The 24,811-nt window shown below is 72.3% G+C and carries 23 protein-coding genes; 8 read left to right on the top strand and 15 right to left on the bottom strand.

The window, feature by feature from the left end; genetic code table 11:
• Positions 1–162: 162 nt before the first annotated feature.
• From ACFW3D_RS31485 to ACFW3D_RS31470, 4 genes are read right to left on the bottom strand one after another with little or no spacing between them, the layout of a single operon-like run.
• Positions 163–789: a GTP-binding protein gene (locus tag ACFW3D_RS31485; protein ID WP_500509916.1), complete on the bottom strand. Its 627-nt coding sequence runs from the start codon at positions 787–789 to the stop codon at positions 163–165.
• Entirely contained in the window at positions 770–1,129 is a 360-nt protein-coding gene (locus ACFW3D_RS31480; protein ID WP_089222571.1) for a DUF742 domain-containing protein, read from the bottom strand. Before ACFW3D_RS31480 ends, ACFW3D_RS31485 begins: the two co-directional genes overlap by 20 nt.
• Positions 1,126–1,512, bottom strand: a complete 387-nt coding sequence (locus tag ACFW3D_RS31475) for a roadblock/LC7 domain-containing protein (RefSeq protein ID WP_018558481.1) — start codon at positions 1,510–1,512, stop codon at positions 1,126–1,128. The genes ACFW3D_RS31480 and ACFW3D_RS31475 overlap by 4 nt, the downstream gene beginning before the upstream one ends.
• Before the next feature lie 23 nt (positions 1,513–1,535).
• Positions 1,536–3,062: a sensor histidine kinase gene (locus ACFW3D_RS31470; protein ID WP_500509928.1), complete on the bottom strand. Its 1,527-nt coding sequence runs from the start codon at positions 3,060–3,062 to the stop codon at positions 1,536–1,538.
• Between the two features lie 734 nt (positions 3,063–3,796).
• On the opposite strand from ACFW3D_RS31470, the gene ACFW3D_RS31465 reads away from it, so the two are divergent.
• Positions 3,797–4,576 (top strand): SDR family NAD(P)-dependent oxidoreductase, encoded by a 780-nt coding sequence (locus ACFW3D_RS31465; protein ID WP_500509912.1) that lies wholly within the window; start codon positions 3,797–3,799, stop codon positions 4,574–4,576.
• A gap of 190 nt (positions 4,577–4,766) precedes the next feature.
• Positions 4,767–7,214, top strand: coding sequence for a SpoIIE family protein phosphatase (locus ACFW3D_RS31460; RefSeq protein WP_500509909.1), 2,448 nt, complete (start codon positions 4,767–4,769; stop codon positions 7,212–7,214).
• Between the two features lie 44 nt (positions 7,215–7,258).
• Here ACFW3D_RS31460 and ACFW3D_RS31455 read toward each other — a convergent pair whose 3' ends face one another.
• Entirely contained in the window at positions 7,259–7,663 is a 405-nt protein-coding gene (locus tag ACFW3D_RS31455) for a VOC family protein (protein WP_500509906.1), read from the bottom strand.
• 95 nt (positions 7,664–7,758) lie between these two features.
• Here ACFW3D_RS31455 and ACFW3D_RS31450 point away from each other — a divergent pair, with 95 nt between their 5' ends.
• Positions 7,759–8,745, top strand: coding sequence for a sigma-70 family RNA polymerase sigma factor (locus ACFW3D_RS31450; protein ID WP_500509904.1), 987 nt, complete (start codon positions 7,759–7,761; stop codon positions 8,743–8,745).
• Here ACFW3D_RS31450 and ACFW3D_RS31445 read toward each other — a convergent pair.
• From ACFW3D_RS31445 to ACFW3D_RS31425, 5 genes are all read right to left on the bottom strand, one after another.
• Positions 8,647–9,000, bottom strand: coding sequence for an STAS domain-containing protein (locus ACFW3D_RS31445; protein ID WP_500509902.1), 354 nt, complete (start codon positions 8,998–9,000; stop codon positions 8,647–8,649). The genes ACFW3D_RS31450 and ACFW3D_RS31445 overlap by 99 nt on opposite strands.
• A 141-nt stretch (positions 9,001–9,141) precedes the next feature.
• Positions 9,142–9,807 (bottom strand): histone deacetylase, encoded by a 666-nt coding sequence (locus ACFW3D_RS31440; protein ID WP_500509900.1) that lies wholly within the window; start codon positions 9,805–9,807, stop codon positions 9,142–9,144.
• Between the two features lie 26 nt (positions 9,808–9,833).
• On the bottom strand, positions 9,834–10,985 hold the full coding sequence (gene rho, locus ACFW3D_RS31435; RefSeq protein ID WP_500509898.1) for a transcription termination factor Rho: 1,152 nt from the start codon (positions 10,983–10,985) through the stop codon (positions 9,834–9,836).
• Between the two features lie 932 nt (positions 10,986–11,917).
• On the bottom strand, positions 11,918–12,730 hold the full coding sequence (locus tag ACFW3D_RS31430; protein ID WP_500509896.1) for a hypothetical protein: 813 nt from the start codon (positions 12,728–12,730) through the stop codon (positions 11,918–11,920).
• Positions 12,714–13,247: a SigE family RNA polymerase sigma factor gene (locus ACFW3D_RS31425; RefSeq protein WP_500509894.1), complete on the bottom strand. Its 534-nt coding sequence runs from the start codon at positions 13,245–13,247 to the stop codon at positions 12,714–12,716. The genes ACFW3D_RS31430 and ACFW3D_RS31425 overlap by 17 nt, the downstream gene beginning before the upstream one ends.
• 225 nt (positions 13,248–13,472) lie before the next feature.
• Between ACFW3D_RS31425 and ACFW3D_RS31420 the strand changes: the two genes are divergently transcribed.
• Positions 13,473–14,003: a TerD family protein gene (locus tag ACFW3D_RS31420; RefSeq protein ID WP_500509892.1), complete on the top strand. Its 531-nt coding sequence runs from the start codon at positions 13,473–13,475 to the stop codon at positions 14,001–14,003.
• A 66-nt stretch (positions 14,004–14,069) separates the two neighbouring features.
• Here the strand turns inward: ACFW3D_RS31420 and gdhA are convergent, their stop codons facing one another.
• Positions 14,070–15,416: an NADP-specific glutamate dehydrogenase gene (gdhA, locus tag ACFW3D_RS31415; protein WP_500509890.1), complete on the bottom strand. Its 1,347-nt coding sequence runs from the start codon at positions 15,414–15,416 to the stop codon at positions 14,070–14,072.
• Between the two features lie 569 nt (positions 15,417–15,985).
• Between gdhA and ACFW3D_RS31410 the strand changes: the two genes are divergently transcribed.
• Genes ACFW3D_RS31410 through ACFW3D_RS31395 form a run of 4 tightly spaced genes read left to right on the top strand, consistent with a single transcriptional unit; the run spans position 15,986 to position 21,789 of the window.
• On the top strand, positions 15,986–17,347 hold the full coding sequence (locus ACFW3D_RS31410) for a glycosyltransferase family 2 protein (RefSeq protein ID WP_500509887.1): 1,362 nt from the start codon (positions 15,986–15,988) through the stop codon (positions 17,345–17,347).
• Between the two features lie 21 nt (positions 17,348–17,368).
• A complete protein-coding gene (locus ACFW3D_RS31405; RefSeq protein WP_500509885.1) occupies positions 17,369–18,604 on the top strand; it encodes a glycoside hydrolase family 113 in 1,236 nt (411 codons plus the stop codon).
• Between the two features lie 15 nt (positions 18,605–18,619).
• Entirely contained in the window at positions 18,620–19,717 is a 1,098-nt protein-coding gene (gene manB / locus ACFW3D_RS31400; RefSeq protein WP_500509883.1) for a mannose-1-phosphate guanylyltransferase, read from the top strand.
• Between the two features lie 44 nt (positions 19,718–19,761).
• Positions 19,762–21,789, top strand: coding sequence for an acyltransferase family protein (locus ACFW3D_RS31395; protein WP_500509880.1), 2,028 nt, complete (start codon positions 19,762–19,764; stop codon positions 21,787–21,789).
• A gap of 90 nt (positions 21,790–21,879) precedes the next feature.
• Here ACFW3D_RS31395 and ACFW3D_RS31390 read toward each other — a convergent pair whose 3' ends face one another.
• From ACFW3D_RS31390 to ACFW3D_RS31375, 4 genes are all read right to left on the bottom strand, one after another.
• A complete protein-coding gene (locus tag ACFW3D_RS31390) occupies positions 21,880–22,389 on the bottom strand; it encodes a hypothetical protein (RefSeq protein ID WP_500509878.1) in 510 nt (169 codons plus the stop codon).
• Entirely contained in the window at positions 22,386–22,928 is a 543-nt protein-coding gene (locus ACFW3D_RS31385) for an RNA polymerase sigma factor (protein WP_500509876.1), read from the bottom strand. Before ACFW3D_RS31385 ends, ACFW3D_RS31390 begins: the two co-directional genes overlap by 4 nt.
• 133 nt (positions 22,929–23,061) lie before the next feature.
• Complete coding sequence (locus ACFW3D_RS31380) at positions 23,062–23,904, bottom strand: class I SAM-dependent methyltransferase (RefSeq protein WP_500509873.1); 843 nt, start codon at positions 23,902–23,904, stop codon at positions 23,062–23,064.
• Between the two features lie 47 nt (positions 23,905–23,951).
• Positions 23,952–24,689: an SDR family NAD(P)-dependent oxidoreductase gene (locus tag ACFW3D_RS31375; protein WP_500509870.1), complete on the bottom strand. Its 738-nt coding sequence runs from the start codon at positions 24,687–24,689 to the stop codon at positions 23,952–23,954.
• Positions 24,690–24,811: the final 122 nt, after the last annotated feature.

Genomic DNA, 24,811 nt, shown 5'->3' with positions numbered 1-24,811 from the left:
GCGCACGGGCGCATCCGCCCGTGCGCCCGCCGTGCGCGGGTCACAGAATGAGACGCTGGGGCTACCGCCGCAGCCGGCTCGTCAGTGCACTCCACCAGGAGCGCCCGCTCGGCAGTACCGGGGACATCGGGGCGCGGGCGGGGCACTCGGGGGGTGGGGTGGTCACGATGCCTCCGTCGAGAGGGCGAGGGAGTGCAGGTATCGCATCAGGGCGAGCAGCACGTCGCGGCTGGAGTCCCGCATGCGGGCGTCGCAGTGCACGATCGGGACGTGCTCGGGCAGGTCCAGGGCGGCCCGCAGCTCCTCGACGGGATGCGGAGGAGCCTCCGGGAAGGTGTTGATGGCCACCACGAAGGGCACCCCGCGCTCTTCCAGCCGCCCTATGACATCGAAACTGACCTCGAGGCGCCTGGTGTCGACGAGCACGACCGCGCCCAGCGCACCCTCGAAGAGCCCGTTCCAGAGGAACCAGAAACGCTGCTGGCCGGGGGTGCCGAAGAGGTACAGCACCAGTTCCCGGTTGATGCTGATCCGGCCGAAGTCCATGGCCACGGTGGTCGCTGTCTTGCGTTCCACACCGGCGGTGTCGTCTACGCCGACACCCGCCTGGGTCATGGTCTCCTCGGTCGTCAACGGCCGGATCTCACTCACCGATCGGACCAGGGTCGTCTTGCCGACCCCGAAACCCCCGACGATCACTATCTTGACCGCGGCGGCGGCGGTTTCGGGCAGTGCGTCCTCGCTCCGTGGCCCGGCGACGACGAGGGGGTCAGAGCTTCTCAAGTCCATGCATCACCGCCTCAATAAGAGCGACGTCGGGAAGGTTGGCGGGTGGGATCGGCGAACGCGCCTCCACCCTTTTCTCGGCCAGCAGATCGGTGAGGAGCACCGTCACGACGCTGACCGGAAGATTGAGGTACGCGGAGATCTCGGCCACGGAGAGGGGCGAACTGCACAGTCGCACGATCGCCGCCTGCTCCGGTGGCATCCCCGGCGGCGGTCCGGTACGCGCCCGGACCAGCGTGACCAGGTCGAGGGTGGAAGTCTCGGATCCCCCGCTCCGACCTCCCGTGATCACGTAGAGCCGCTCGGGGCTTCCTTCCTCCCATCCTTGACCCGATTCACTCATCCGGCCTGCTCATCACTGCGCGGCGGACTGCTCAGGTGCTCACCGATGCGCGCCACGAGATCGCGCATCCGCTGCCCCATCAGTCCGGCATCCACTCCCTCGTCGGCGAGTACGGCGAGGTACGCCCCGGCACCGGCCGCCATCAGGTAGAAGAAACCGCCCGACATCTCGATCACGACCAGCCTCATGCGGCCGTCACCCTGCGGGAACTCCGTGGCGACGGCCGCCGCCAGGCTCTGCAGACCCGCACAGGCCGCGGCGATCCGGTCGGCCGCGTCGGTGTCGGCGCCCCACTGGGCCATGCGCAAGCCGTCCGCGGAGAGCACCACCACCTGGCGGGTCTGCGGAACACTGGTCGCCAGGTCCTTGAGCATCCAGTCCATGTTGGCCCGCTGCTGAATCACGGCTACTCACCCTTATCTAACGACTCGTCACTGTTGCTGACGGGAGCGGCAGCGGGCGTCTCTCCTGACACGCCGCTCTGGAAGGCGGCCAACCACATGCCGGGCTGCACGGGCTCCTGCGCCGGCGGTTTGGCACGGGAAGCAGTGACGGAACCGGCCGTGGCGGGCGGGGTGCGCCGACGCCGCTGGGGCAGCCCGTTCGAGGTGCGCTCGTGGACGACGGGGATGTCGTCCGCCATGTCGGCCATCACGGGGGCCGAAGCCTGGGGCCCCGTGCTTCGTTTGGTGTCGGATCCGGAACCCGAGCCGGAACCGGCGCGGGGCGCCGGGACGGACCGCGGACCGGAAGCGGCACCGATGCCGTGCGCCAGGCCCGTCGCGTTGGTGGTGGTGGTGATCAGGTCCTGCGGGACGATCAGGACCGCGCGCACACCGCCGTAGGCGGAGGTCCGCAGCGAGACCTGGAATCCGTAGGCCTTCGACAGACGGCCCACGACGGCCAGGCCCAGGCGGGGCGTCTCGCCGAGGCCGTTGAGGTCCATGCCGGCCTGTGCCTGGGCGAGCATCTGCTCGGCCCGCTGCCGGGCCTCCTCGCTCAGGCTGACCCCGCCGTCCTCGATCTCGATCGCGATGCCGGACTGCACCTCGACCGCGGTCAGGTGGACCCGGGTCTGCGGCGGCGAGTAACGGGTGGCGTTGTCGAGCAGCTCGGCGACAGCGTGGATCAGCGGTTCGACCGCGGTGCCGACGATCGCGACCTCGGAGACCGAGTGCAGCTCGACCCGCTGGTAGTCGGTGATCCGCGACATCGCGCCGCGCAGCACGCTGAAGAGGGGAACCGCCTTGCTCCACTGACGTCCGGGGCGGGCGCCTCCGAGGACGGCGATGCTGTCGGCGAGACGGCCGATCAGGGCGGTGCCGTGGTCGAGGCGGAGCAGGTCGCCGAAGACCTCGGGGCTCTGGCCGTGGCGGTCTTCCATCTCCCGCAGGGAACTCGCCTGCTGGTGGACGATGGCCTGCACACGGCGGGCGATGTTCACGAAGGCGCGCTGCGAGGACTCCCGGATGTCCTCCTCGGCGGAGACGGCCGTGAGGACCGAGTGGAGAACGGCCTGGTGCGCGCTGTGGAACTCGGCGGTGAGGCCCTCGGTACGGGTCTCGACGCTCTTGAGCACGTCCTCGAGGAACTCACCGCGCTGGAGCCTCGCCATGGCGTCGGGCAGCTGTTCCTTGGCGAGACGTACGGTCTCGGCCTCCTGCTGGGCCAGCCTGTACCTCAACTCGGCATCGTGCCGGGCAACTTCGGCACGGAGCTCCGCGTTCAGGTGCCCTCGGCGCGCGACCTCGACGGCGAGGACGGCGATGGCCACCGTGGCGGTCACACCGCACCAGAGCACCGCCATCCTGGCGGACGAGGGGACGGTCCATACGGCGACGGTCGCGACCGCCGCGACTATGACGACCGGAAATAACCACGCGGACGTAGCGGTGGGCCGGTGGTCTCCGGGGGACGATCCAGCACGAACCATCAGCATCCTCAGGTGATCGCTAGTCATGGAACGAACACGGCACGAGCAGCGGATTGCGGCCTCAACGGAGTGGGCAACCAGCAGGCCGTGCCTGACCTGGCGTAATTGCTACAACACGCTGAGCCGCAAGTAGCATAGCCGCTTCCATTCGTGGCTGATGCCGCATCATGATGCCCTTGGCACATGCCGATTGACGTATGGTTATCGGTTCTTGCGCGTCGACGCAAACCCCTCCCGGAGGCTCCCGCACCATCTGTGCGGCCACGATTCGATCATGAGCAATGACCGATATAAACTGTTTAACCAAGGATGGCTCGATCGAGCCCGACGCCGGTCCCCGCACCCCGGGAGGCCCCCATGAGCGAGCAGGAACACGCCGGGCGGGCCGCCTCCGCGAGGGCCCCGGAGCACCGCTTGCGCACGTCACGCGGCCCCCACGAGACGCGTCCCGGCCAGTTCCCGCAAGGGCGGCGGGCGGTTCGGACGGGTGCGGCGCAGGACGCCGGAGCCCTTGGGGAGCGGTCGGCCCACCGGAGCCTGCCGGGCCCCTACGGCGGGTCCCCCGGGGGCGGGGCGCGGCGACCCCGGCGGGCGCCGTCCGGCCGTGCGGGATGCGCCCGGGCCGCGGGCCCGGGGAGGGGCGCGAAAATTCGCTTCACTCTTAAGAGTGATGGGGACTTGCGCCCGGCGCCCCCTGGGAGCACTGTCACGCGCGCGGGTACCGGGGACATCCGATGACGGGCCGGGAACTGCAGGGGCTCGCCGCGATCGTCACCGGCGGCGCCACCGGGATCGGGCTCGCCACGGCGGAGACGCTGGCGGCGCGCGGCGCACGGGTCGCCGTGCTGGACCACGCCCCCGGCCGCGCACCGGGGCACCTGCACGCGCTCGCCGCCGACATGGCCGACGACGCGTCCGTGCGATGGGCGGTCGGCCGGGCCGTGGAGGACCTGGGCGGGCTGGACATCCTCGTCAACAACACGGGCACCGGGGCCGTCGGCACCGTGGAGGAGAACCCGGACGGGGAGTGGCGCCGGGTGCTGGAGCTCAACCTCCTCGGCGTGGTCCGGGCGAGCCGGGCGGCACTGCCGTACCTGCGTCGTTCCCCCTACGCCTCGATCGTCAACATCTCCTCGGTCACCGCCACCGCCGGACTCCCCCGCCAGGCGCTGTACGCGGCGAGCGAGGGCGCCGTACTCGCGCTCACCCTGGCGATGGCCGCCGACCACCTGCCGGAGGGCGTCCGGGTCAACTGCGTCACCCCCGGCACCGTCGACACGCCCTGGGTGGAGCGGCTGATCGCGGCCGCCCCGGACCCGGCGGCCGAGCGGGCCGCGCTCGAGGCCCGCCAGCCCAGCGGGCGCCTGGTCACCGTCCAGCAGGTCGCCGACGCCGTCGCCTACCTCGCCGGGCCCTCGGCCGCCGCGGTCACCGGCACCGCGCTCCCCGTGGACGGCGGCCTGCACGCGCTGCGCCCCGCGCCCGCGCCCCGCCCCCCGGAACCGCTGCCCTGAGCGGCCCGGGCCGGGCGCCCCGGCCGCGGAGCCGGGCCGCGGAGCCGGACCACGGGGCCGGACCACGGGGCCGGACCACGGGGCCGGACCACGGGGCCGGGCCGCCGCCGCGCGTTCCGGCGCGAGAAGCCCCCGCCCACCGGACGTCCTAGCATTGAAGACACGTATCCGCGGACATGGGACACCCCACATGGTCACGCCGGAGGGAAGCGCGGCGGCGCCGGCGAAGGCGCCGTTCGACCTGGCCTACGCCGCGTCGGCGCTGATCGACGGCGTGGGGACGATCGTGGGCTGGACGGCCGCCGCGGAGCACCTGCTGGGCTATCCGGCCGCCGAGGCGCTGCACCGCCCCGCGACGCTGCTCCTCGCCGCGCCCGAGCAGGCCGCCAAGGCCGCGGAGCTGGCCGCGCAGTGGCGCGACCACGACATCTGGGGCGGTCTGGTGGCCGCCCGGCACCGCGACGGACGGCGGATCGAGGTGGGCCTGCGGGTGTCCGTCCTGATGGCGCCCGACGGGCAGGAGCGCTGGCTGGTGTCGGCGATCGACCTGGCCAGGACCCCGTCCTGGGCGGTGAGCAGCGCCATCCTGGAGGGCTTCCTCAGCCGGTCCCCGATCGGCATGGCCGTGCTCAGCCCCGACCTGCGGTACGTGTGGCTCAACGACACCCTGGAACACTTCGGCGGCGTGCCGCGCGAGCACCGCATCGGGATGCGACTGGCCGAGGCCCTGCCCGGGATGGACACCGCGGCCCTGGAGGCCGTCATGCGCGAGGTGCTGCTGACCGGGGAGCCGGCGATCGACCGCGAGTTCCAGGGCTGGACGCTCGCCTCCCCCTACTGCGAGCGGTCCTTCTCCATCTCCTTCTACCGCATGGACGACGCCGAGGGCCGGGTGATGGGCGTCTGCTACATGGCCATGGACGTCACCGACCGGTGGCGCGCGCGGGCCAGGCTGGCGCTGCTCAACGAGGCCGGGGCGTGCATCGGCAGCACCCTGGACGTCACCCGCACCGCACAGGAACTGGCCGACGTGTCGGTCCCGCGGCTCGCCGACTTCGTCACCGTCGACCTGCTGGAACCGGTGCTGCGCGGCGGTGAGCCGCCGTCCGGCGGCGGGCTCTGCAGGGTGCCGCTGCGCCGCGCCGGGATGCGCTCGGTGCATCCCGGCACCCCGGAGTCGGTCGTCGCGCTCGGCGAGCGGATCAACGCCGGCGACACCTCGCCGCACGTGCGCTGCATGACCTCCGGCCGGTCCGAGGTGGAGGGCGACATCACCATCGACAGGGCGTCGTGGCTCACCGACGACCCTGCGCGGGCGGCCAAGATCCGCGAGTTCGGCATGCGGTCGGTGATGTGGGTGCCGCTGCGGGCCCGGGGCACCGTCCTCGGCGTGGTGACCTTCATCCGGCACCGCCGGCCCAACCCCTTCGAGCAGGACGACCTGCTGCTCGCCGAGGAACTCGTGGCCCGCGCCGCGGTGTGCGTGGACAACGCCCGGCGCTGGACCCGCGAGCACGAGGCGGCGCTCACCCTGCAGCGCAGCCTGCTGCCGCAGACGCTGTCCGGAGGCTCGGCGCTGGAGGTCGCCTCCCGCTACCTGCCCACCGACATCCAGGACGGCGTGGGCGGCGACTGGTTCGACGTCATCCCGCTGTCCGGGGCGCGGATCGCGCTGGTGGTCGGGGACGTCGTCGGGCACGGGCTGACGGCGGCCGCGACGATGGGGCGGCTGCGAACCGCCGTCCACACCCTCGCCGACATGGACCTGCCGCCCGACGAACTGCTGGCGCACCTGGACGACCTCATCATCCGGCTCACCGAGGAGGAGAGCGCCGACGGTTCCGTGGCCACCACCGTCACCGGCGCCACCTGCCTCTACGCGATCTACGACCCGGTGACCCGCCGGCTGACGATGGCCCGCGCCGGGCATCCGCCGCCGGCGGTCGTCGACCCCCGCGGCCGGGTCACCTTCGCCGAGCTCCCCGCGGGACCACCACTCGGCCTGGGCGCCATGCCCTTCGAGTCCGCCGAACTCGAACTGGCCGAGGGCAGCGTCGTCGCCCTCTACACCGACGGCCTGATCGAGACCTTCGGCGAGGACGTGGACATCGGCCTGGACCGGCTGGCGCACGCCCTGGCCCACCCGGAACTGCCGCTGCAGGACCTGTGCTCGGCGGTGCTGGAGCATCTGCCGCACGGCCCGCCCGCCGACGACGTGGCCCTGCTCGTCGCGCGTACGCACGCGCTCACCACGGACCGGTTCGTCGCCTGGGACCTGCCGGTCGACCCCGCGGTCGTCAGCGAGGCCCGGGCGCTGGCCACCCGCCAACTCGCCGAGTGGGGGTTGGAGGAGCTGCGGACGACCACCGAACTGGTCGTCAGCGAACTGGTCACCAACGCCATCCGGCACGCCTCCGGGCCGATCCGGCTGCGGCTGATCCGGCAGTCGGTCCTCATCTGCGAGGTCTACGACGGCAGCAACACCGTGCCGCGGCTGCGGCACGCCCGGACCACCGACGAGGGCGGCCGCGGGCTCTTCCTCGTCGCACAGCTCACCCGCCGGTGGGGCACCCGCTACACCACCGACGGCAAGCTGATCTGGGCGGAGCAGGAGATTCCCGACATCCCCGGGGGCTGACCGCCCCGGTACCCGGCAAGGACCCCTTCGGCGGGGCCCGGCGGTCAGCCCTCCATCGCCGACATGTCCATGTACACGACCTCCCAGAGGTGGCCGTCCGGGTCCTGGAAGCTGCGGCCGTACATCGGCCCCTGGTCCATGGGCTCGTTCGAGGGCGACCCGCCGGTGGCCAGGGCCGTGTCGACCAGTTCGTCCACGCGCTCCCGCGACTCGACGCCCAGGCAGTGGATGGACTCGGTGGTCTTCGTGGCGTCGGCGACCTCCTTCTTGGTGAACTGCCGGAAGAAGGGCTCGACGAGCAGCATCGCGAAGATGCCCTCGCCGATCACCAGGCACGCGGCGTTGTCGTCGGTGAACCGGTCGTCGAAGGAGAAGCCGAGGCCGCCGAAGAACGCCTTCGACCTGGGCAGGTCCTGCACGGGAAGGTTGACGAAGATCTGGGTCGGCATGGTGCGCCTCGTTCCGTTCCGGGAGTTCTGTCAGTGGGCTGTGCTGAAGTAGACCCGTGGACGCTCCGGAACTCATCGGAAGGCGGAGGAGAATCATGGGCGATCTCACTGCACCCCCGGACGTGGCGCAGGAGCTGGAGCGGTACCGCGCGGAGCTGACCGGCTACTGCTACCGGATGCTGGGCTCGGCCTTCGAGGCGGAGGACGCCGTCCAGGACACGATGGTGCGGGCCTGGCGCGCGTACGACCGCTTCGAGGGGCGCTCCAGCCTCCGCTCCTGGCTCTACCGCATCGCCACCAACGCGTGCCTGGACATCCTGGGCGGCACCGGCCGCCGCGCCCGCCCGATGGACCTGGCCTCGCCCGGCAGCGCCGACGGCCCGCTGCCCGGCACCCTGCCGGAGACCACCTGGATCTCCCCCGCCCCCGACGGCCGCGTGCTGCCCGCGGCGGGCGACCCCGCCGACCTCGCCGACCAGCGCGAGAGCGTGCGCCTGGCCTTCGTCGCCGCACTGCAGCACCTCGCGCCGCGCCAGCGGGCCGTGCTCATCCTGCGGGAGGTGCTGGCCTGGAAGGCCGCCGAGGTCGCCGAACTGCTCGACACCACCGTCGCCTCGGTCAACAGCGCGCTGCAGCGGGCCCGCGCCACCCTCGCCGCGGCCGGCCCCACCACGACCGACCCGGCCCGGCCGCTCGACGAGGAACAGCGCGCCCTGCTCGGCCGCTACGTCGCCGCCTTCGAGTCCTACGACCTCGACGCCCTCACCTCGCTGCTCCACGAGGACGCCACGCTGTCCATGCCGCCCTTCGGCCTGTGGCTGCGCGGGCCCGCGGACATCAAGGCCTGGATGCTCGGGCTCGGCTCCGGCTGCCGCGGTTCGCGGCTGGTCCCGGTCACGGCCAACGGCACCCCGGGGTTCGGGCAGTACCGGCCCGCCGCCGACGGGGGCCACGAGCCGTGGGCGCTGCAGGTCATCGAGATATCAGACGGCCGGATCACCGGGCTCAACTCCTTCCTCGACACCGAGCGGCTCTTCCCGCTGTTCGGCCTCCCCGCACGCCTCGAGCCCGAGTCCCGCTGACGCGTCCAGCCCGGTGAGCGCGAGCAGTTCCCGCAGCGCGCCGCCGGCGCCGCGCAGCCGGATCCGGCCGCCGTGCCGCCGGGCGGTCAACTGCAGCCGCGCGAGGACGTCGAGCAGTACGACGTCGGGGGCGCCGTCGAGCCCGCCGACGTCGCACAGCACCGTGCCGCCGCCCCGCTCGGCCAGCAGCACGCGCAACCGCTCGACCAGCGGCGGGATGCCGGCCCGGTCGAGCCTCCCGGTCAGGACGAGCACGGCGGGCCCATCGCCCGGTCGGGACGCGGGCGGGGGCGGCGCGGGCCGGGCCATGGGCGACCTCCAGGGGCGGGCTGCGGATGTACGGGTCCCCGTACATCCCTAGGACCGGCGGCGCGGCCGTAATCCATCGGCCCCGCGTCACCGTCCGAGCAGCGCCGTGATCTCCCGGGCGTCCCAGGTCCCGTCCGCGCACTCCGCGAGGTAGGCCGCGATGCCGGGCGGGTCCCAGGCACCGGTCTCGGCGAGGCCCTCGGCGATGTGCCGCAGGTAGACCCCGGACGGCCTGACGTGTTCGGCCCCGCCGCAGCCCCAGGGCGCGGTGAGGGTGAGCACCGGGTGCCCGTCCACGTCACCGGGGTACAGCAGCGTCTCGTACCGCCCGTCGCCCAGCCGGGCCCTGCCGTGCCGCAGCACCTCTCCGAGGTCGAGGTCGGCACCCGGCGAGCGGTACATCTCCTGGGCGGCGATGTCCGAGAACTGACCGACCGTCAGCAGATGGGCCCGCGCGCGCACCCCGCCGCCCGGCACGTCGCCGTCGTAGAAGGCCCGGCCGCCCGACCAGACCGGCGACCGCGTGGCGAAGTACATCCGCCCCGGCAGGTCCAGCGGCACCGACCGCAGCGGCGGCCGCGCGTCCCGGCAGCCCGGGTACTCCCGGCCGCCACCGGGCGGCACCCCGCCGGCGAGGTAGCTGTTGAGGCGCACGAGATGGGTGTTGGAGCCGTACGCCGCGTACCAGACGAACCCGGGCGGCCGGTCCCGCCGGCCGGCACCCCGGGGCCCCACGCGCTGCGGTGTGGTCACCGCTCCATGATGCGGGTGCCGCGGGGTCAGGCGGCCGGCACCGTGCCGCGGATCTGCCGCAGGAAGGCCGCGTTGTCCGGGGTCGCCCGCAGCCGCTCCAGCAGCGTCTCGAAGCTCCCCGCCCCGCGCAGCGCCCGGCGCAGCCCGCGTGCCGCGGTCAGCTCGGCGGGGCTGAGCAGCAGTTCCTCGCGCCGGGTCCCCGACGGGGCCACGTCCACCGCCGGGAAGACGCGGCGGTCGGCGAGCCCCCGGTCCAGACGCAGCTCCATGTTGCCGGTGCTCTTCAGCTCCTCGAAGAAGTAGTCGTCGGCCCGCGACCCCGTGTCGACCAGCGCGGTGGCCAGCATGGTCAGCGAACCGCCCTCCTCCGCGAGCCGCGCCGACCCGAACAGCCGCTTCGGCCCCAGCAGCGCCGCCGCGTCCACGCCACCGGACAGCGTCCGGCCGCCCGAGGACGCCGCGTTGTTGTGCGCCCGGCACAGCCTGGTGAGGGAGTCCAGCAGCACGACCACGTCCCGGCCGGTCTCCACCAGCCGCTTGGCCCGCTCGACGGCCAGTTGGGCGACGGCGATGTGTTCCCCGGGGGTGCGGTCGAAGGCCGAGGCGACGACCTCGCCCCGCACCGACCGCCGCATGTCGGTGACCTCCTCCGGGCGTTCGTCCAGGAGCACCACCATCAGATGGCACTCAGGGTGGTTGTCCGCGACGGCGTCGGCCAGCCGGCGCAGCAGCATCGTCTTGCCGGCCTTCGGCGGCGCCACGATCAGCCCCCGCTGGCCCTTGCCGACGGGCGCCAGCAGATCCACGACCCGGGTCGTCAGACCGCCCTTCGGGCACTCCAGGCGCAGCCGCTCGGACGGGTGGAGCGGCGTCAGGTCCGCGAAGTGCCGCCGCCCGCGCGCCCGGTCGGCGGGCAGCCCGCCGACCTGCTCGGCCCGTACGAGGGCACGCGACCGGCCGGTCGTGGCGACGCCTTCGACTGCGTCGCCCTTGCGCAGCCCGTGCCGCCGGATCACCTCCGGCGGGACCGGCACGTCGTGCGGACCCTGCGCGTAGCCGGCGGTGCGCAGGAAGCCGCGCCCGCCCTCGACGTCGAGGACGCCCGCCACGGCGACGAGTCGTTCCCGGGCGGTGGGGGGCGTGACGGTGGTGGCGGTTGTGGTGGGGGTTGTGGACATACGTGGTCCTCGGAGGAAGGGCGCGCACGGCGACGGCGGCGGAATCGGCCGCCCGCCGCCAGGACACGCGGCAGAAGAGGCGGAGCCTCGGGAGAGATCGCCGGCGCGGGGCGCGGGCGACGGGGAACGCGGACCGCGGGGCGGTCACGCGGGGGCACGGGCGCCCAAGAGCGGCGCACAGCCATGCACTTCGCACTGTACCCGATGAAGCGCCCCGGGGAACCCCTCGCGGCCCGTCCTCGCACGCGGGTGCGTTTGTGGTTGCGGGTGGGGTTCTTTTTCCCGCCGCCCTCCCGTGGCCCCGGTGCGGTCAGTGACCGCCTCGCTGTGTGCGTCTGTGGGTCGGTGGCGCGCCGGCGCACGTCCTCAGCGCTCGCGGATTTGCCGGATCGTTCCGTCCCGGGTCCGCCGCTCGTCGCTTCCGGGCGCACCCCTGCACACCCCCTCCCGTCGTTGGGGCGACTGACGCCGGTGGGGGGTGACTAAGGCACTCGCGGCAACCCCGGACCGCTTCATCGCCCACCCTCCGGCCGTCTCCCGCCCTTGGGCCGGGTCGGCCGGTGGGGGTGAGGAGGGCGCTCGCGGCAACCCTGGACTGCTTCATCACCCCCCACCGGGCGTTGGTCGCTCGCGATACGGAGGGGGTGGGGGAGTTGGGGGCACCCCCGGCCGAAGGCTGGGGGAGGGTGGGCGTTCTGGACGCTGACGTGTATTTGTTGTGCGGCAGAGCGGTACCGAACCCGGATTGCCCGCCATGCACATAAATATGCGGTACAGAATGCCCACCCCGGAGGCCCCGCCCCCGGCCCACCCAACGGACCGGGCGAGACCCGCACCAACCGTCCCGGGGCAATCGGGCGGGCGGCGGGGAAAAGACCCAAACCGCAACCACAAACGACCCGCACACAACCACCGACCCCGCCAAAAGCCCGTCAGCGATAGGCCGCGTTCCGCAACCCCTCGACGACCCCCTCCACCGCCCCCTTCGCCGGACGCCGAAAACACGCACTGACCACCAGCCCGACGGAGGACGTGGCGTCCGGGTCCTCGGCCCAGGCCGAAAGCTCCTGCCGGCCGCCGAGCGCGCGGCAGCCCTCACCCGCGGCCGTCACGCCCTTCACCACGAACCGCCCCGGTTTGATGCCCTTGCCCGCAGGCTTCTCCACCTGACGGAAGGAGATCAGCGTCCCGCCCTCGGCCAGCTCGTCGACGGGCGGGCAGACCGTGTAGGTGATCACCTCCTGCTTCGCGCACCCGCTCCGCTCGTGGAGCGGCTGCGAGCCGGCGAAGCCGACCACCAGGCCGTCCGGGTCCGCCGTCACGAGGGACCTCCAGTAGGGACCCGGCAGCTTCAGCACCAGCCCGGACAGTGCGTCCACGCTGACAAGCACGTACGCGGGCTCCGTCGGCGACGGCACAGGGGAGGGGGACCCCGGGGCCGGTGCCCCGCGGGTGGGGGGCGCGGCGGGGAGGACGTCCTGCCCCCGGGGCGTGACGGGACCCGCGGGCTGCAGCAGCGCCGCGGCCGCCACCGCCGCCGCGGTGACTCCGCCGAGCGCGGCCAGCGCCCCGGCGGCCACCCGGCGCCTCCTGCGCCGCCGCACCCGCCGCCTGATCTGCGCCATCCGGTCGTGGGGCGCGGGGTTCTGCGGCACGACGCGCTCCAGCAGCACGCTGAGCTCCCACTCGTCCTCGGGCTCGGGCCCCTCCGGCTCGGGCCCCTCCGGCTCAGGCTCGGCGTTCACGGCGGTCACCGCCCCTCGCGAGGCTCGGCACCGCCGCGAGCTGACCCCGCAGCATGGTCAGCGCCTTGGCCGCCTGGCTCTTGACCGTGCCGGGCCGGCAGCCGAGCACTTCGGCGGTCTCCTCGACGCTCAGGTCCTCGAAGTAGCGCAGCACGACCACCGCCCGCTGCCGCGCGGGCAGCCGGCGTATCAGCACCGCGAGCGAGTGCTCCAGGTCGACGGAGGCGAACGGGTCCGCCGCCGCCGTCACCACCGTGTCCGGCACCTCGCCGTGCGGCACCTCCCCCCGCCAGCGGCGCTGCCACCACGACGAGGCCGTGTTCACCAGTGCCCTGCGCACGTAGGCCTCCGGGTTCTCGCCGGATATGCCCCGCCACTTCGGCCACACCTTGGCCAGGACCGTCTGCAGCAGGTCCTCCGCCAGGTGCGTGTCGCCGGTCAGCAGCCAGGCCACCCGCAGCAACCGCGGTCCGCGCGCGGCGACGAACTCCTCGAAGTCCGTCTCCGCATCCCTCACCGTGGTGTCCTTGCCATCGCGTTCCTGTCCGTGCTCCGAGCAGCCTCACATCCGTTCGAACCGGCTGGAACACCGGACCGGTTGCCAGGAATCCGGGATCGTCCTCGTTCGTTGCCGCCTCGGACGGGCGCGCGGCGCGTGACCGTCCCCCCAACTGACCGCAGAAGAAAGGGCGTTCTCCGTGACAGCCGCACCCGAGCAGCCGGAAGCAAGGGGGGCCAGCCTGTGAGCAGCGTCACCAAGGGCCTCGCAAAGGTCGAGGTCCGGCTCAAATGGGACCCCAGCCCGCTCGGCGCACCCGCCAGCGACCTGGACATAGTCGCGGCGACCTACAGCGCCGCCGACCCGCACGGCGCCCCGGCGTACCTCGTCCACTTCGACAGCCGCTCACCGGACGGCACCATCACGCTCAACCGCGACAGCAAGACCGGCAAGGGGCTGGGCTTCGACGAGATCATGACCCTCGAGCTCGACCGGCTCGGCGCCGCCTACCAGCGGGTCGTCGTCGGCGTGGTCGTGCAGCAGCGCGACGGCCGGATGACCTTCGGCGACGTCGCGGGGACCGGTGTGCGCGTGGTCGAGGGCCACACCGACCTCGCCGCCTCCGACCTGGGCGAGGTCGCCGGCGCGACGGCCGCCACCGTCGGCGAGTTCCGCCGCGGCGGCGCCGGCGAGTGGCGCTTCACGCCCGGCGTCCACGGCTACGACGCCGATCCGGTGTCCTTCGCCCGCGTGATGGGCGGCGGCGCCTCCTGACCGCCGCCCCGGAACGCCGGTGCCCTCCCGCGACGCGCGGGAGGGCACCGGCGCCCAGGGCGGGGCCTAGACGACGCCCTGGGCCGTCATCGCCTCCGCCACGCGCAGGAAGCCCGTGACGTTCGCGCCGAGGACGTAGTCGTCCGGCGTGCCGCCGTACGCCGCGGCGGTGGCCCGGCAGTGGGTGTGGACGTCGCGCATCACCTGTGCGAGCCGGGCCTCGGTCCGCTCGAAGGTCCACAGCTCCCGGGCCGCGTTCTGCTGCATCTCCAGCGCCGAGGTCGCCACCCCGCCCGCGTTGGCGGCCTTTCCCGGGCCGAAGAGCACGTCCGCCTCCCGGAACACCTCGATCGCCTCCGGGGTGCACGGCATGTTCGCGCCCTCGGCGACCGCCAGCACGCCGTTCTTCACCAGCGTCCCGGCGTCCTGCCCGTCCAGTTCGTTCTGCGTGGCGCAGGGCAGCACGACGTCGCACGGCACGTCGAAGACCGAGCCGCGCTCGGAGTACCGCGCCGAGGGCTTGGCCTCCGCGTACGCCGAGAGCCGAGCCCTGCGCACCTCCTTGATCTCCTTCAGCAGCTCCAGGTCGATGCCGGCCTCGTCGACGACGTAGCCGCCGGAGTCCGAGCAGGCCACCACCGAGCCGCCGAGCGCGCGCACCTTCTCGATCGCGTAGACGGCGACGTTGCCCGAGCCGGAGACCACCGCCCGGCGCCCCTCGAAGCCCTGCTCGCGGGTGGCCAGCATCTCGGCGGCGAAGTACACCGCGCCGTACCCCGTCGCCTCGGTCCGCGCGTGGGAGCCGCCCCAGGCGACGCCCTTCCCGGTCAGGACCCCCGCCTCGAAGCGGTTGGCGATCCGCTTGTACTGCCCGAAGAGGTAGCCGATCTCCCGGCCGCCCACGCCGATGTCCCCGGCCGGCACATCGGTGTGCTCGCCCAGGTGCCGGTGGAGTTCGGTCATGAACGACTGGCAGAAGCGCATGACCTCGCCGTCGGAGCGCCCCTTGGGGTCGAAGTCGGAGCCGCCCTTGCCGCCGCCGATCGCCAGTCCGGTCAGCGCGTTCTTGAAGATCTGCTCGAAGCCGAGGAACTTCACGATGCCGAGGTCCACGCTCGGGTGGAAGCGCAGGCCTCCCTTGTAAGGGCCGAGCGCGCTGCTGAACTCCACCCGGAAGCCCCTGTTGACCTGCACGCGCCCCTCGTCGTCCACCCACGGCACCCGGAAGATCACCTGCCGTTCCGGCTCGCACATCCGCTCCGCGATCCGGGTGTCCAGGTACTCCGGGTGCCGCTCCAGCGCCGGCGCCAGCGAGCGCAGCACCTCCCCCACCGCCTGGTGGAACTCCGTCTCGCCGGCATTGCGCCGGCAGACGTCCGCGTAGACGGCCTCGATGTGAGCACTGACGTTCATGCGCGCCTTCCCTCGTCCGATGTCCCGGACGCGCCCGCCGTGGCGCCGCGTCCGGCCGTTGCCGTGTCAACGAGTACGGACGGGAGGAGGCCATGTGTCAGTGGAGGGACGAATGTCCGCATCACCCGAAGCGCGAGGCACCTCACACAGGACACGAAATGATGACCGAAAGGCAAAAGGAGCAGGTCAACCGCAGTTACCCGAAGTCACCCGGGAAAGCGGTCACCTTTACTTTTAAACACAAGTTCACCGAACAATACCCTTGCATCGCACATGCATACGAGTATCGTGCTTCTGTTTTCGGCCAGTGGTTTAGGCGCCCGGGGGGGCTACTGAGCGGCCACCGGCCCGCGCCACAGAAGGCGTTGAGGGGGACGAAGCCCGGAAGACGAACACGTTCGTGGTGCCCTGGCGTGCCACGACCGGGGTTTCTCGCTGCCTCAACGCACCACCACACGCAGGGGAGTTCCACAGTCGTGATGGCTACGACACAGGTCGACGGGGGTGTGCCGCATTCCCGGCACAACGCCAAGCTGGCAAAACGTACCGCCGCATGGAGGCCCGGCATCATGCCGTTCCTCCTCCCTCTGGTGGCGCTGCTCGCCTTCAGCCTCTGGTCGTACACACCCAGCGACTCGCCACTGGCGTGGCTGATAACCATCTGCTGGGCACTGCCCGTCCCGGGCGTCCTCGTCTCGATCCAGGGCTTCCTGCTCATCCGCCGCCGGGCCCGCAAGGCCCATCTGATGACCCCGCCGGCCCCCGTCGAGCAGGACTTCCTCATCGTGCTCGTGCCGACCATCGGACGGCACGACACCTACCCGGCCCTGGAGCGCTCCGTCCTGTCCTACGTGGAACACCTCCCGGAGTGGTTCCCGTACATGCGCGTCGACGTCCTCACGGAGGAGGGCTGCGAGGCCGCCGAGCGGATCGACCGGCTGGCGGCGGTCAGCCCGCTGATCCGCGTGGTCACGGTGCCGAAGGCCTACGAGACCGCGAACGGCACCCGTTTCAAGGCCCGCGCCAACAACTACGCCCACGAGCTGCGCATCGCCGAGGGCGAGGCCCTCGACCACGTCTGGGTCCTGCACATGGACGACGACACGGGCGTCGGCCCGGACACCGCGGTCTCCCTCGCCCAGTTCATCAACCGCCAGCGGCGCGCGACCCCGGACGAGGTCAAGCACATGGCGCAGGGCATCCTGACCTACCCGCGCGAGAACGCGGTGAGCATGCTCACCTGGTTCGCCGACGCCATCCGCCCCGCCGACGACATCGCCCGGTTCCGCGCCTTCACCGGCCTCGGCACCCCGGCCGCCGGCGTGCACGGCGAACTGCTGGTCATCCGCGCGTCCGTCGAGGCCGAGATCGGCTGGGACTTCGGCCCCAAGGAGATCGTCGAGGACGCCCGGCTGGCCCTGACCTTCTGCCGCCTCTACCCGGGCCGCAGCGACTGGTTCAACGGACGCTGCTACGGGGCGTCGCCGGCCAACGTGAAGGACTTCGTCAAGCAGCGCGAACGCTGGTCCTGGGGCCTGGTCGCCCTCTGCTTCAACCGCAAGGTGCCGCTCCGCTACCGCTGGTTCCTGACCATCTGCGTGGGCAGCTGGATCCTGGGTCCGCTGCAGCACGTCGGCACGATCGTCTTCGTGGCCTGGTTCATCGGTGACATGAACACCTCGCCGGTGACCCAGTCGGTCGTCCTGCTGTGGTCGATCAGCTTCGCCTACGTGATCTGGGCGTACTGGGAGGGCTTGCGGCTCAACGCGATCGCCTCGGCGAACGGCAGGCGCAGGTGGTGGGAGCCCTTCGCGGTCATCCTCCTGCTGCCCCTGTTCTCCTTCATCGAAGGGCTCGGCGGCTTCAGGGGGCTCCTGAAGTTCATCCGCCGCGAGGAGAACAAGTTCGTCGTCATCGCCAAGCCCGCCTGACCCGGAAGAGACCGGCCTCCCATGAAGCACACCCGTCTGCCCCTGCTCGCCGTGCTGCCCGTCACCGTCATCGCCTTCGTGGTCGCCGTGCCCTTCGTCGCCGGTGACCAGCCGCTGCGCTGGGAGTCCGGCTCCCTCCTGCCGACCCTGGTGCTCGGGGACGAGGACACCGGGCCGTCGAAGGCCCCCACCGGCGGTGACGGCACCACCGCACCGAGCGCACCGCCCTCCCCCACGGCGGAGACCGCCAAGGTGGACAAGGAGTGGAAGAAGGGCATGCCCCAGTGGGGCATCCAGCTCTACTGGGAGGACCACCCCGACCACGCCCTCGAGTACATCGACAAGCAGGCCCGGGTCCAGGCCGACTACCTCGTCGGCCTGCACGCCAACTCCGTGAGCGTGAGCTTCCCCTTCTACACCGGCGGCCGCTCGTCGACGAGCATCAGCAGGGGCGGCAAGACGCCCACCCCCGAGCGGATCGCCCGCGTCCTGCGGATCTTCCACGAGGCCGGTCTGCGCACGACCGTCCGGCCGATCATGGACGAGAAGTCCCTCGACGTGAAGGCCGGCGGCTGGCGCGGCAACATCGCCCCCGCCGACCGCGACGCCTGGTTCGCCTCCTACGAGAAGTTCCTCACGCCCTACCTGGAGGCGGCGGACGAGACGCACGCGGCGACGTTCGTCATCGCCACCGAGCTGAACTCCATGGAGGGCGACTCCCACTGGGACGCGCTGGTGGATGACGCGGAGAAACGTTTCTCCGGCGAGGTCGCCTACGACTCCAACTGGGACGCCTACGTCAACGGCCCGGTCCACATGCCCGTCAACAACCTGGGCATCGACGCCTACTTCCCCGTCAAGGTCCCGGACGACGCGTCGGTCGACACGCTCGTCGCCGGCTGGGACGACTGGCTGGACAAGAAGGCCACCGGACCCCTGCCGAAGATCACCGTCGCCGAGGCCGGCATCGGCGCCATGGACGGCGGCTACCGGGCCCCCGGCGACTTCTACACCAAGCGCGCGGTCAACCCCGAGGTGCAGGCCAACTGGTACACCGCGGTCTGCAAGGTCGTCCGGGAACGCCACATGAGGGGCGTCTACTGGTGGTCGATCTACTTCGACGACGACCCCAGGACCGCGCCGGACGACAAGGTCGCCTCCCGGCTCGACTTCGCCGGCCGCCCCCTCACCGAGAAGGCCATCAAGTCCTGCTTCACCTCCGGGTACGCGGGCCCCGGCACCGACCCGGCGAACTGAGCGAGCGAGGCGATCGTGCAAGAAGCCATCATCCTGGTGGGCGGCAAGGGAACCCGCTTGCGCCCGCTGACGAACCACACCCCCAAACCGCTCCTCGAGGTCGCGGGCACCTCCTTCATCCGGCACCAGGTGGCCAAGCTGATGGACGCGGGAGTGGAGCACGTGGTGTTCGCCACCTCGTACCTCGCGGCCCTGTTCGAGGAGGAGTTCCGGGACTTCACCCGGGACCTTCGGATCTCCTACGCCGTCGAGGAGGTGCCGCTCGGCACGGGCGGTGCGATCCGCAACGCCGGACGCCTGCTGCGCGGCGGCGCGGACGCCCCGGTCCTCGTCCTCAACGGCGACATCCTCTCCGGCGTCGACCTGCGCGCGATCCTCGCGCGGCACGAGGACCGGGAGGCGGACGTGACACTGCACCTCACGCGGGTCCCCGACCCGCGCGCCTTCGGCCTCGTCCCCACCGACGGGTCCGGAAGGGTGCTGTCCTTCCTCGAGAAGCCCAAGACCCCGCAGGAGTGCGTCACCGACCAGATCAACGCCGGCTGCTACGTCTTCCGCCGGTCCGTCCTGGACGCCATCCCGGCCGGCCGCGAGGTCTCCGTGGAACAGGAGACCTTCCCGCAGCTCGTCGCCCGCGGCGGCCGCGTCTTCGGCCACACCACCGACGACTACTGGCGCGACCTCGGCACACCGCTGGCCTTCGTCCACGGCTCCGCCGACCTCGTCACCGGCGAGGCGGCCTCGCCCCTGGTGGGACCGCCCGCCGAGGCGCTGATCCACCCCACGGCCGAGGTCCATCCGACCGCCCGCGTCACGGGGGGCTCGACGGTGGGTCCCCGCGCCGTCATCGGTCCGCGCGTGGTCGTCGACCGCTCCATCATCGGCGCGGGCGTGACCCTGGCCGAGGGCGCCGTGATCCACGAGTCCGTGGTGGACCACGACTCGGCCATCGGCAGCGGGTGCGTCCTGCGCGAGGTCGTGGTCGGCTGCCACGCCCGCGTCGGCGCGGAGAACGAACTGCCCGCCCAGCTGCGGCTGGCCTGCGGCATCGACATCCCCGCCCGCGGAGTGCGCCTCAGCGGCACGGCCGCCGCCTGCCCGACGATCCACTGAACCCGCGTCTACCGGCCGGCTCGACGCCCGGCCACGGGAGAACCATGACCCACCACCGCGCAACGGCCCCGAAGGCGGACCGCCTCCGGAAGTACCGGCCGGACATCCAGGGCCTGCGTGCCGTCGCCATCATGATGGTGGTCAGCATGCACGTCGGCGTGCTCGACATCCACGGCGGCGTCGACGTCAGCTTCGTGCTGAGCGGGTTCCTCATCGGCAGCCAGCTCCTCGCCGAGATCGAGAAGACCGGCAGGGTGTCGCTGAGCAAGTTCTGGGCGCGCCGCATGCGCCGGCTCGCCCCGGGCATGGCCCTGGTCATCATCGCCACCGCGGTCCTGTCGTGGGTCTACGCCAGCCCGCTCAGGTTCCGCGACCACATGACGGACGGCCTCAGCTCGGCGCTGAGCTTCATGAACTGGCGGCTCGTCGAGACCGGCACCGACTACTTCGCCAACGACGGGACCCAGTCGCCGTACCAGCACTTCTGGTCGCTCGGCATCGAGGAGCAGTTCTACGTGGCCGCCCCGCTGGCGCTCATGGCCACGGCCTGGCTCAGCCGCTCCCTCTTCCGCAACCGCGCGCTGGTGGCGCTGTTCCTGCTGGCCGTGGCGGGCGGCTCCCTGTACCTGTCCGTCACGCAGACCGCGTCGAACCAGCCGCTGGCCTACTTCGGCACCCAGGCCCGCATCTGGGAGCTCGCCTCCGGCATCCTGCTCGCCCTCGCCGCCCCCTTCCTCTCCCGCATGAACCTGGCGCTGGCCGCCGTCCTCTCCTGGGCGGGGCTCGCCACCGCGATCGGCACCGCGCTCCTGATCACCAAGGAGACGCCGCTGCCGGGGTACGCGGTGGGCGGTCCCGTGCTCGGCGCCGTCATGGTGATCGCCGGCGGCTGCGCCGCCCCCCGCTACGGCGCGGAGGTCATCCTGATCAACCCGGTGACCAACTTCATCGGCAACGTCAGCTTCGGCTGGTACCTGTGGCACTGGCCGCTCCTCATCCTGTGGCCGGACATCACCGGGCACGAGCTGGCCTACTCGGACCGCTACCGGGTGGCGTCGCTGTCGCTGATCCTGGCGGCCGTCATGTACTACAACGTCGAACTGCGGTTCAGGAACAACAAGCAGCTGGTGGCGAAGCCCTGGAAGGGGATCTTCGCCGGCGGCACCGCCACCGCGGGAGCCGCGGCGGCCATGGCCGTCGCCCTCGTCGTCCCCCTGAACATCTCCGCGTCCGCCGTCGCCTCGAACGGTTCCGCCGCCGGGTACAGCGGAGCGGCCTCGGTGCGCAGCGCCGTACTGCAGAAGCAGCTCTCCGGGGTGACGGCGGGCGCCCTCCCGAACTCCCCCGAGGACCGCACGCACTTCGGCTGCATCGACAACACCGACGTCAAGAAGTTCGTCATGCGCGACAACTGCGTCGTCGGCGACCGCCAGGGGAAGTCCACGATCGTCGTCATGGGCGACTCGCACGCCTGGCAGTGGGGCGACGCCTTCCACGAGATCGGCAAGTCGCTCCACGTCAGGGTCGTGACCATGGCGAAGGGCGGCTGTTCGCCCGAGGTCTACGCCATCAAGAACCCGGAGCTGAACCGCGAGTACGCCGAGTGCGACAGCTGGCGGCAGTCGGCGTTCGAGGAGATCGAGAAGCTCCGCCCCGACGTCGTCGTGGTCACCAACCGCAGCCGCCAGGAGGCGACCGAGGACGGCGCCGAGGAGGCCTTCCAGGCCCTGGAGGACTCCGGCGCCGCGCTCATCTACATGACCGACACCCCGCAGCCCGGCAAGAACGTCCCGGACTGCCTCGCCACGCACACCCACGACATCTCCGCCTGCAACCCGCAGCAGCAGGCCGCCATCGAGTTCCCCGACTTCCGGGCCATGGAACAGAAGGTGGCCGTACGCCACGGCGCGGTGATCATCGACGTGCTGCCCGCGTTCTGCGCGAGCGGCGTCTGCCCGACGGTGATCTCCGACCAGATCGTCTACTTCGACTCGAGCCACATCACGGCCGGCTACGCGAAGTCCCTGGTGCCCTTCATCGAGCCCACCGTCAAGACGGCCCTGGCGGGCTGAGCCCGGCCGCCCCAAGGCCCGAGGGGGCTCCGCGGCCGTCGCCGCGGAGCCCCCTCGGGCGTCACGGGCCCCCGGCCCGCCGTGTGCGGGCTACCCCGCGGGAATCGGCCGGGCCCCGATGCGGGCGCAGGCCCGGTCCTGGCCGAGGCCGTCGGCGGGCCAGACGACCTTGCCGGCGGCACCCGGGTAGTAGCAGGCCGCGAAGGACGTGGGGACGGGCTCGGATGGGCCCCACATCTCCTTCCAGCGCCGGGCGCAGGCCTTGCCGGGGTCCTTGGGGTCGAACTCCTTGACCGCGTCGGACGGCAGACCGGAGAGGTCCGCGCCGCGCGACAGCGTCCGGGCGCACATCACCTGCGACCCGGCGTCCTCACCCCACGGCATCCCCCCTGCGACGGCCACGACTCCGCCCCCGGCCAGCGCGACGACGGCCGCGCCGCCGGCCACCACGACCCGCAGCGACCGCCGCCCCGTGCCACGCGGCGCCGCCTGACCCAGCACGGACCGCAGCGTCTCCCGCCCGCTGTCCGACCGCGCCCAGCCCTCGGCCCCCTGCGGGCGCAACTCCCGGACGGCGTCCAGGACAGGGTCGTTCGTCATGCGTGTACCTCCGAATCGAGCGGGGTGAAGGATGCGGGTCGTCGCTCCAGGGCGGCGCGGAACCTCTTGCGGGCCCGGTGGAGCCGCAGCGTGTAGGCCGCCCTGGAGCAGCCCAGGGCCTTGGCCGCCTGCTGCGCGCTCAGGTCGTACCAGCCGGTGAGCAGCAGCACTTCGCGATCGGCCTCGGACAGCGACATCAGCACCCGGAACACGCGCTCACGGTCGCCTATGCGGTCCTCGAAGACCTCCTGCGGAGCACGCTCCATCACCGCGGCCATCCGCTCCGCGAGCGCCTGCCGCCGCTGGTCCGACCGCACCCGGTTGGCGAGCAGCCGGCGCGCCGCCGCCAGCAGCCAGGGCAACGCGTCGTCCGGTACGGACCGCTGCTTGCGCCACGCCAGCAGGAAGGTCTCCGAGAGCACGTCCTGCGCGGTCTCGCGATCCGTCCGGTGCAGCAGGTAGCCCATCACCCTGTCGGCGTGGGCCTCGAACCACTCTTCCACCAACTCGTGCCCTCGCGGACCCTCACGTGCCGTCATGCGCACCCTTCCCTCCCAGAACAGGCTGTCACTGGGGAATGTCCGGCCGGGCGCCGACGATTACAGGCCGGGCTCCGGGGCCCGCGAGGGGATCACCCGCGGCCTGCGCATGACGAGGTGGTCCGGGGAGCGTTCAGGGGCGCTCGGCGGTCACGAGCCAGAGGCGGGCGGTCAGCACCACGCTCCCGTCCGCGGTCGTGAAGCCGCGGAACGCCCCCAGCGCGGCGTCCCGGGCACGGGAGCGGGCGGCCTCGTCCGCCCCGTCCTCGCGCAGCCAGTGCTGCACGGGCCCCCAGCCCATCATGAAGTCGGCCGCGTCCTCGGCGTCCCTCCCCCAGACCTGCGGAACGTCCACCGCGGTCGAGGTCACCCCGGCGAAGCCCGCCCCGGTCAGGATCCCCCCGGTGTACCCGGGGTCGCCGAAGGAGGCCGGCCCGGTGTTCCCGGCGAAGTCGGGCACGGACACCACCGTCCCGATCGCCCGGTAGATCCTCGTCTGGTCCATGCCCTCGTGGCCGCGCGAGCACACGAACGCCAGCCGGCCGCCGGGACGCAGCGCGCGGCGGAGGTTGGCGAACGCGGCGACGGGGTCGGCGAAGAACATCACCCCGAAGCGGCTCACCACCGCGTCGAATCCCTCCTGGGGGAACGGGTGCACCTGCGCGTCGCCGCGCTCGAAGGCGACCCCGCCGAGGCCCTCCCGCTCCGCGGCGGCGACCGCCTCCCGCAGCATCGGCTCCGACAGGTCCACACCGAGCACCGTGGCGCCACGACGGCCGGCGAGGCACGCCACGCGGCCGGTCCCGCAGCCCACGTCCAGCACCCTGCTGCCCGCGGCGACCGGAAGGTCGTCGAGCAGAAAGTCGTTCACCGCGTCGTTGAGCGCGTCGTACCGCTCGGGGTACGCGGCCCAGTGGCGTCCCTCGTACCCGTTCCACGCGTCGGACTGGTCCAGGTTCACGATCGGGTTGCCCATGGGACGAACCTACTGCGCACGGCGGCCGTACGGGCGGCCCGGCGCCCCTACCAGGGGGCGGGGCCGTCCTCGCTGAAGTAGCCGCCGCTGGGGCCGTCGTCGGGGAGCATGGCCAGCTTCACGATGATCCGCGCCCCCTCCTCGACCGTCCGGGAGCCGGCGTGGTGGGTGAGGTCGGTGGCGGTCAGCCCGGGCGAGGCCGAGTTGATCTTCACGTGCGCGTACCCGGGCTCCCGGCGGAACGCCTGGGCGTACTGGACGGTGAGCATGTTCAGCGCGGCCTTCGAGGACGCGTAGGGGAGGATGTGGTCGGCGTCGGCGTAGAGGGTGCCCGGCTCGCTGGTCACCGCCAGCGACGCGGTGGTGCTGGAGACGTTGACGATGCGGGCCGCGGCCGAGGCGGCCAGCAGCGGCAGCATCGCGTGCGTGACCGTGACCACGCCGAAGACATTGGTCTCGAAGGTGGCCCGGACGTCCGCCGCCGTGGTGCTCAGGGCGGGGGACTCGACGATCGCGCCGGCGTTGTTGACCAGGATGTCGAGGCGCCCGAACTCCTCCCGTATCCGCTCGGCGACCCGCCGGACGCCGTCCGCGTCGGTGACGTCGAGCGGTACCGGGACGACCCGGTGACCTGCGGCGGCGAGTTCGGCGGCGGCGGCCTCGCCCCGCCGGAGGTCGCGGCTGCCGAGCAGCACGGTCACCCCCGCGGCCGCGAGCTGACGGGCGGTCTCACGACCCAGCCCCTTGTTGGCACCGGTGACCAGGGCCGTCGGGTTGTCGATCATCGAGTTCTCCTGCGCACGAGACTAACCGGACCCACAGGTCCACTTACCGGAAACCGTAACCGGACCCTCGGGTCCGGTCAAAGGGACGTACGTCACGGAGGCCGCCCGGCACTCCCGCGAGC

This window comes from Streptomyces sp. NPDC058864 (genome assembly GCF_042742985.1).
Taxonomy (GTDB): Bacteria; Actinomycetota; Actinomycetes; order Streptomycetales; family Streptomycetaceae; genus Actinacidiphila.
This window is presented reverse-complemented; position numbering and strand designations above follow the sequence as displayed.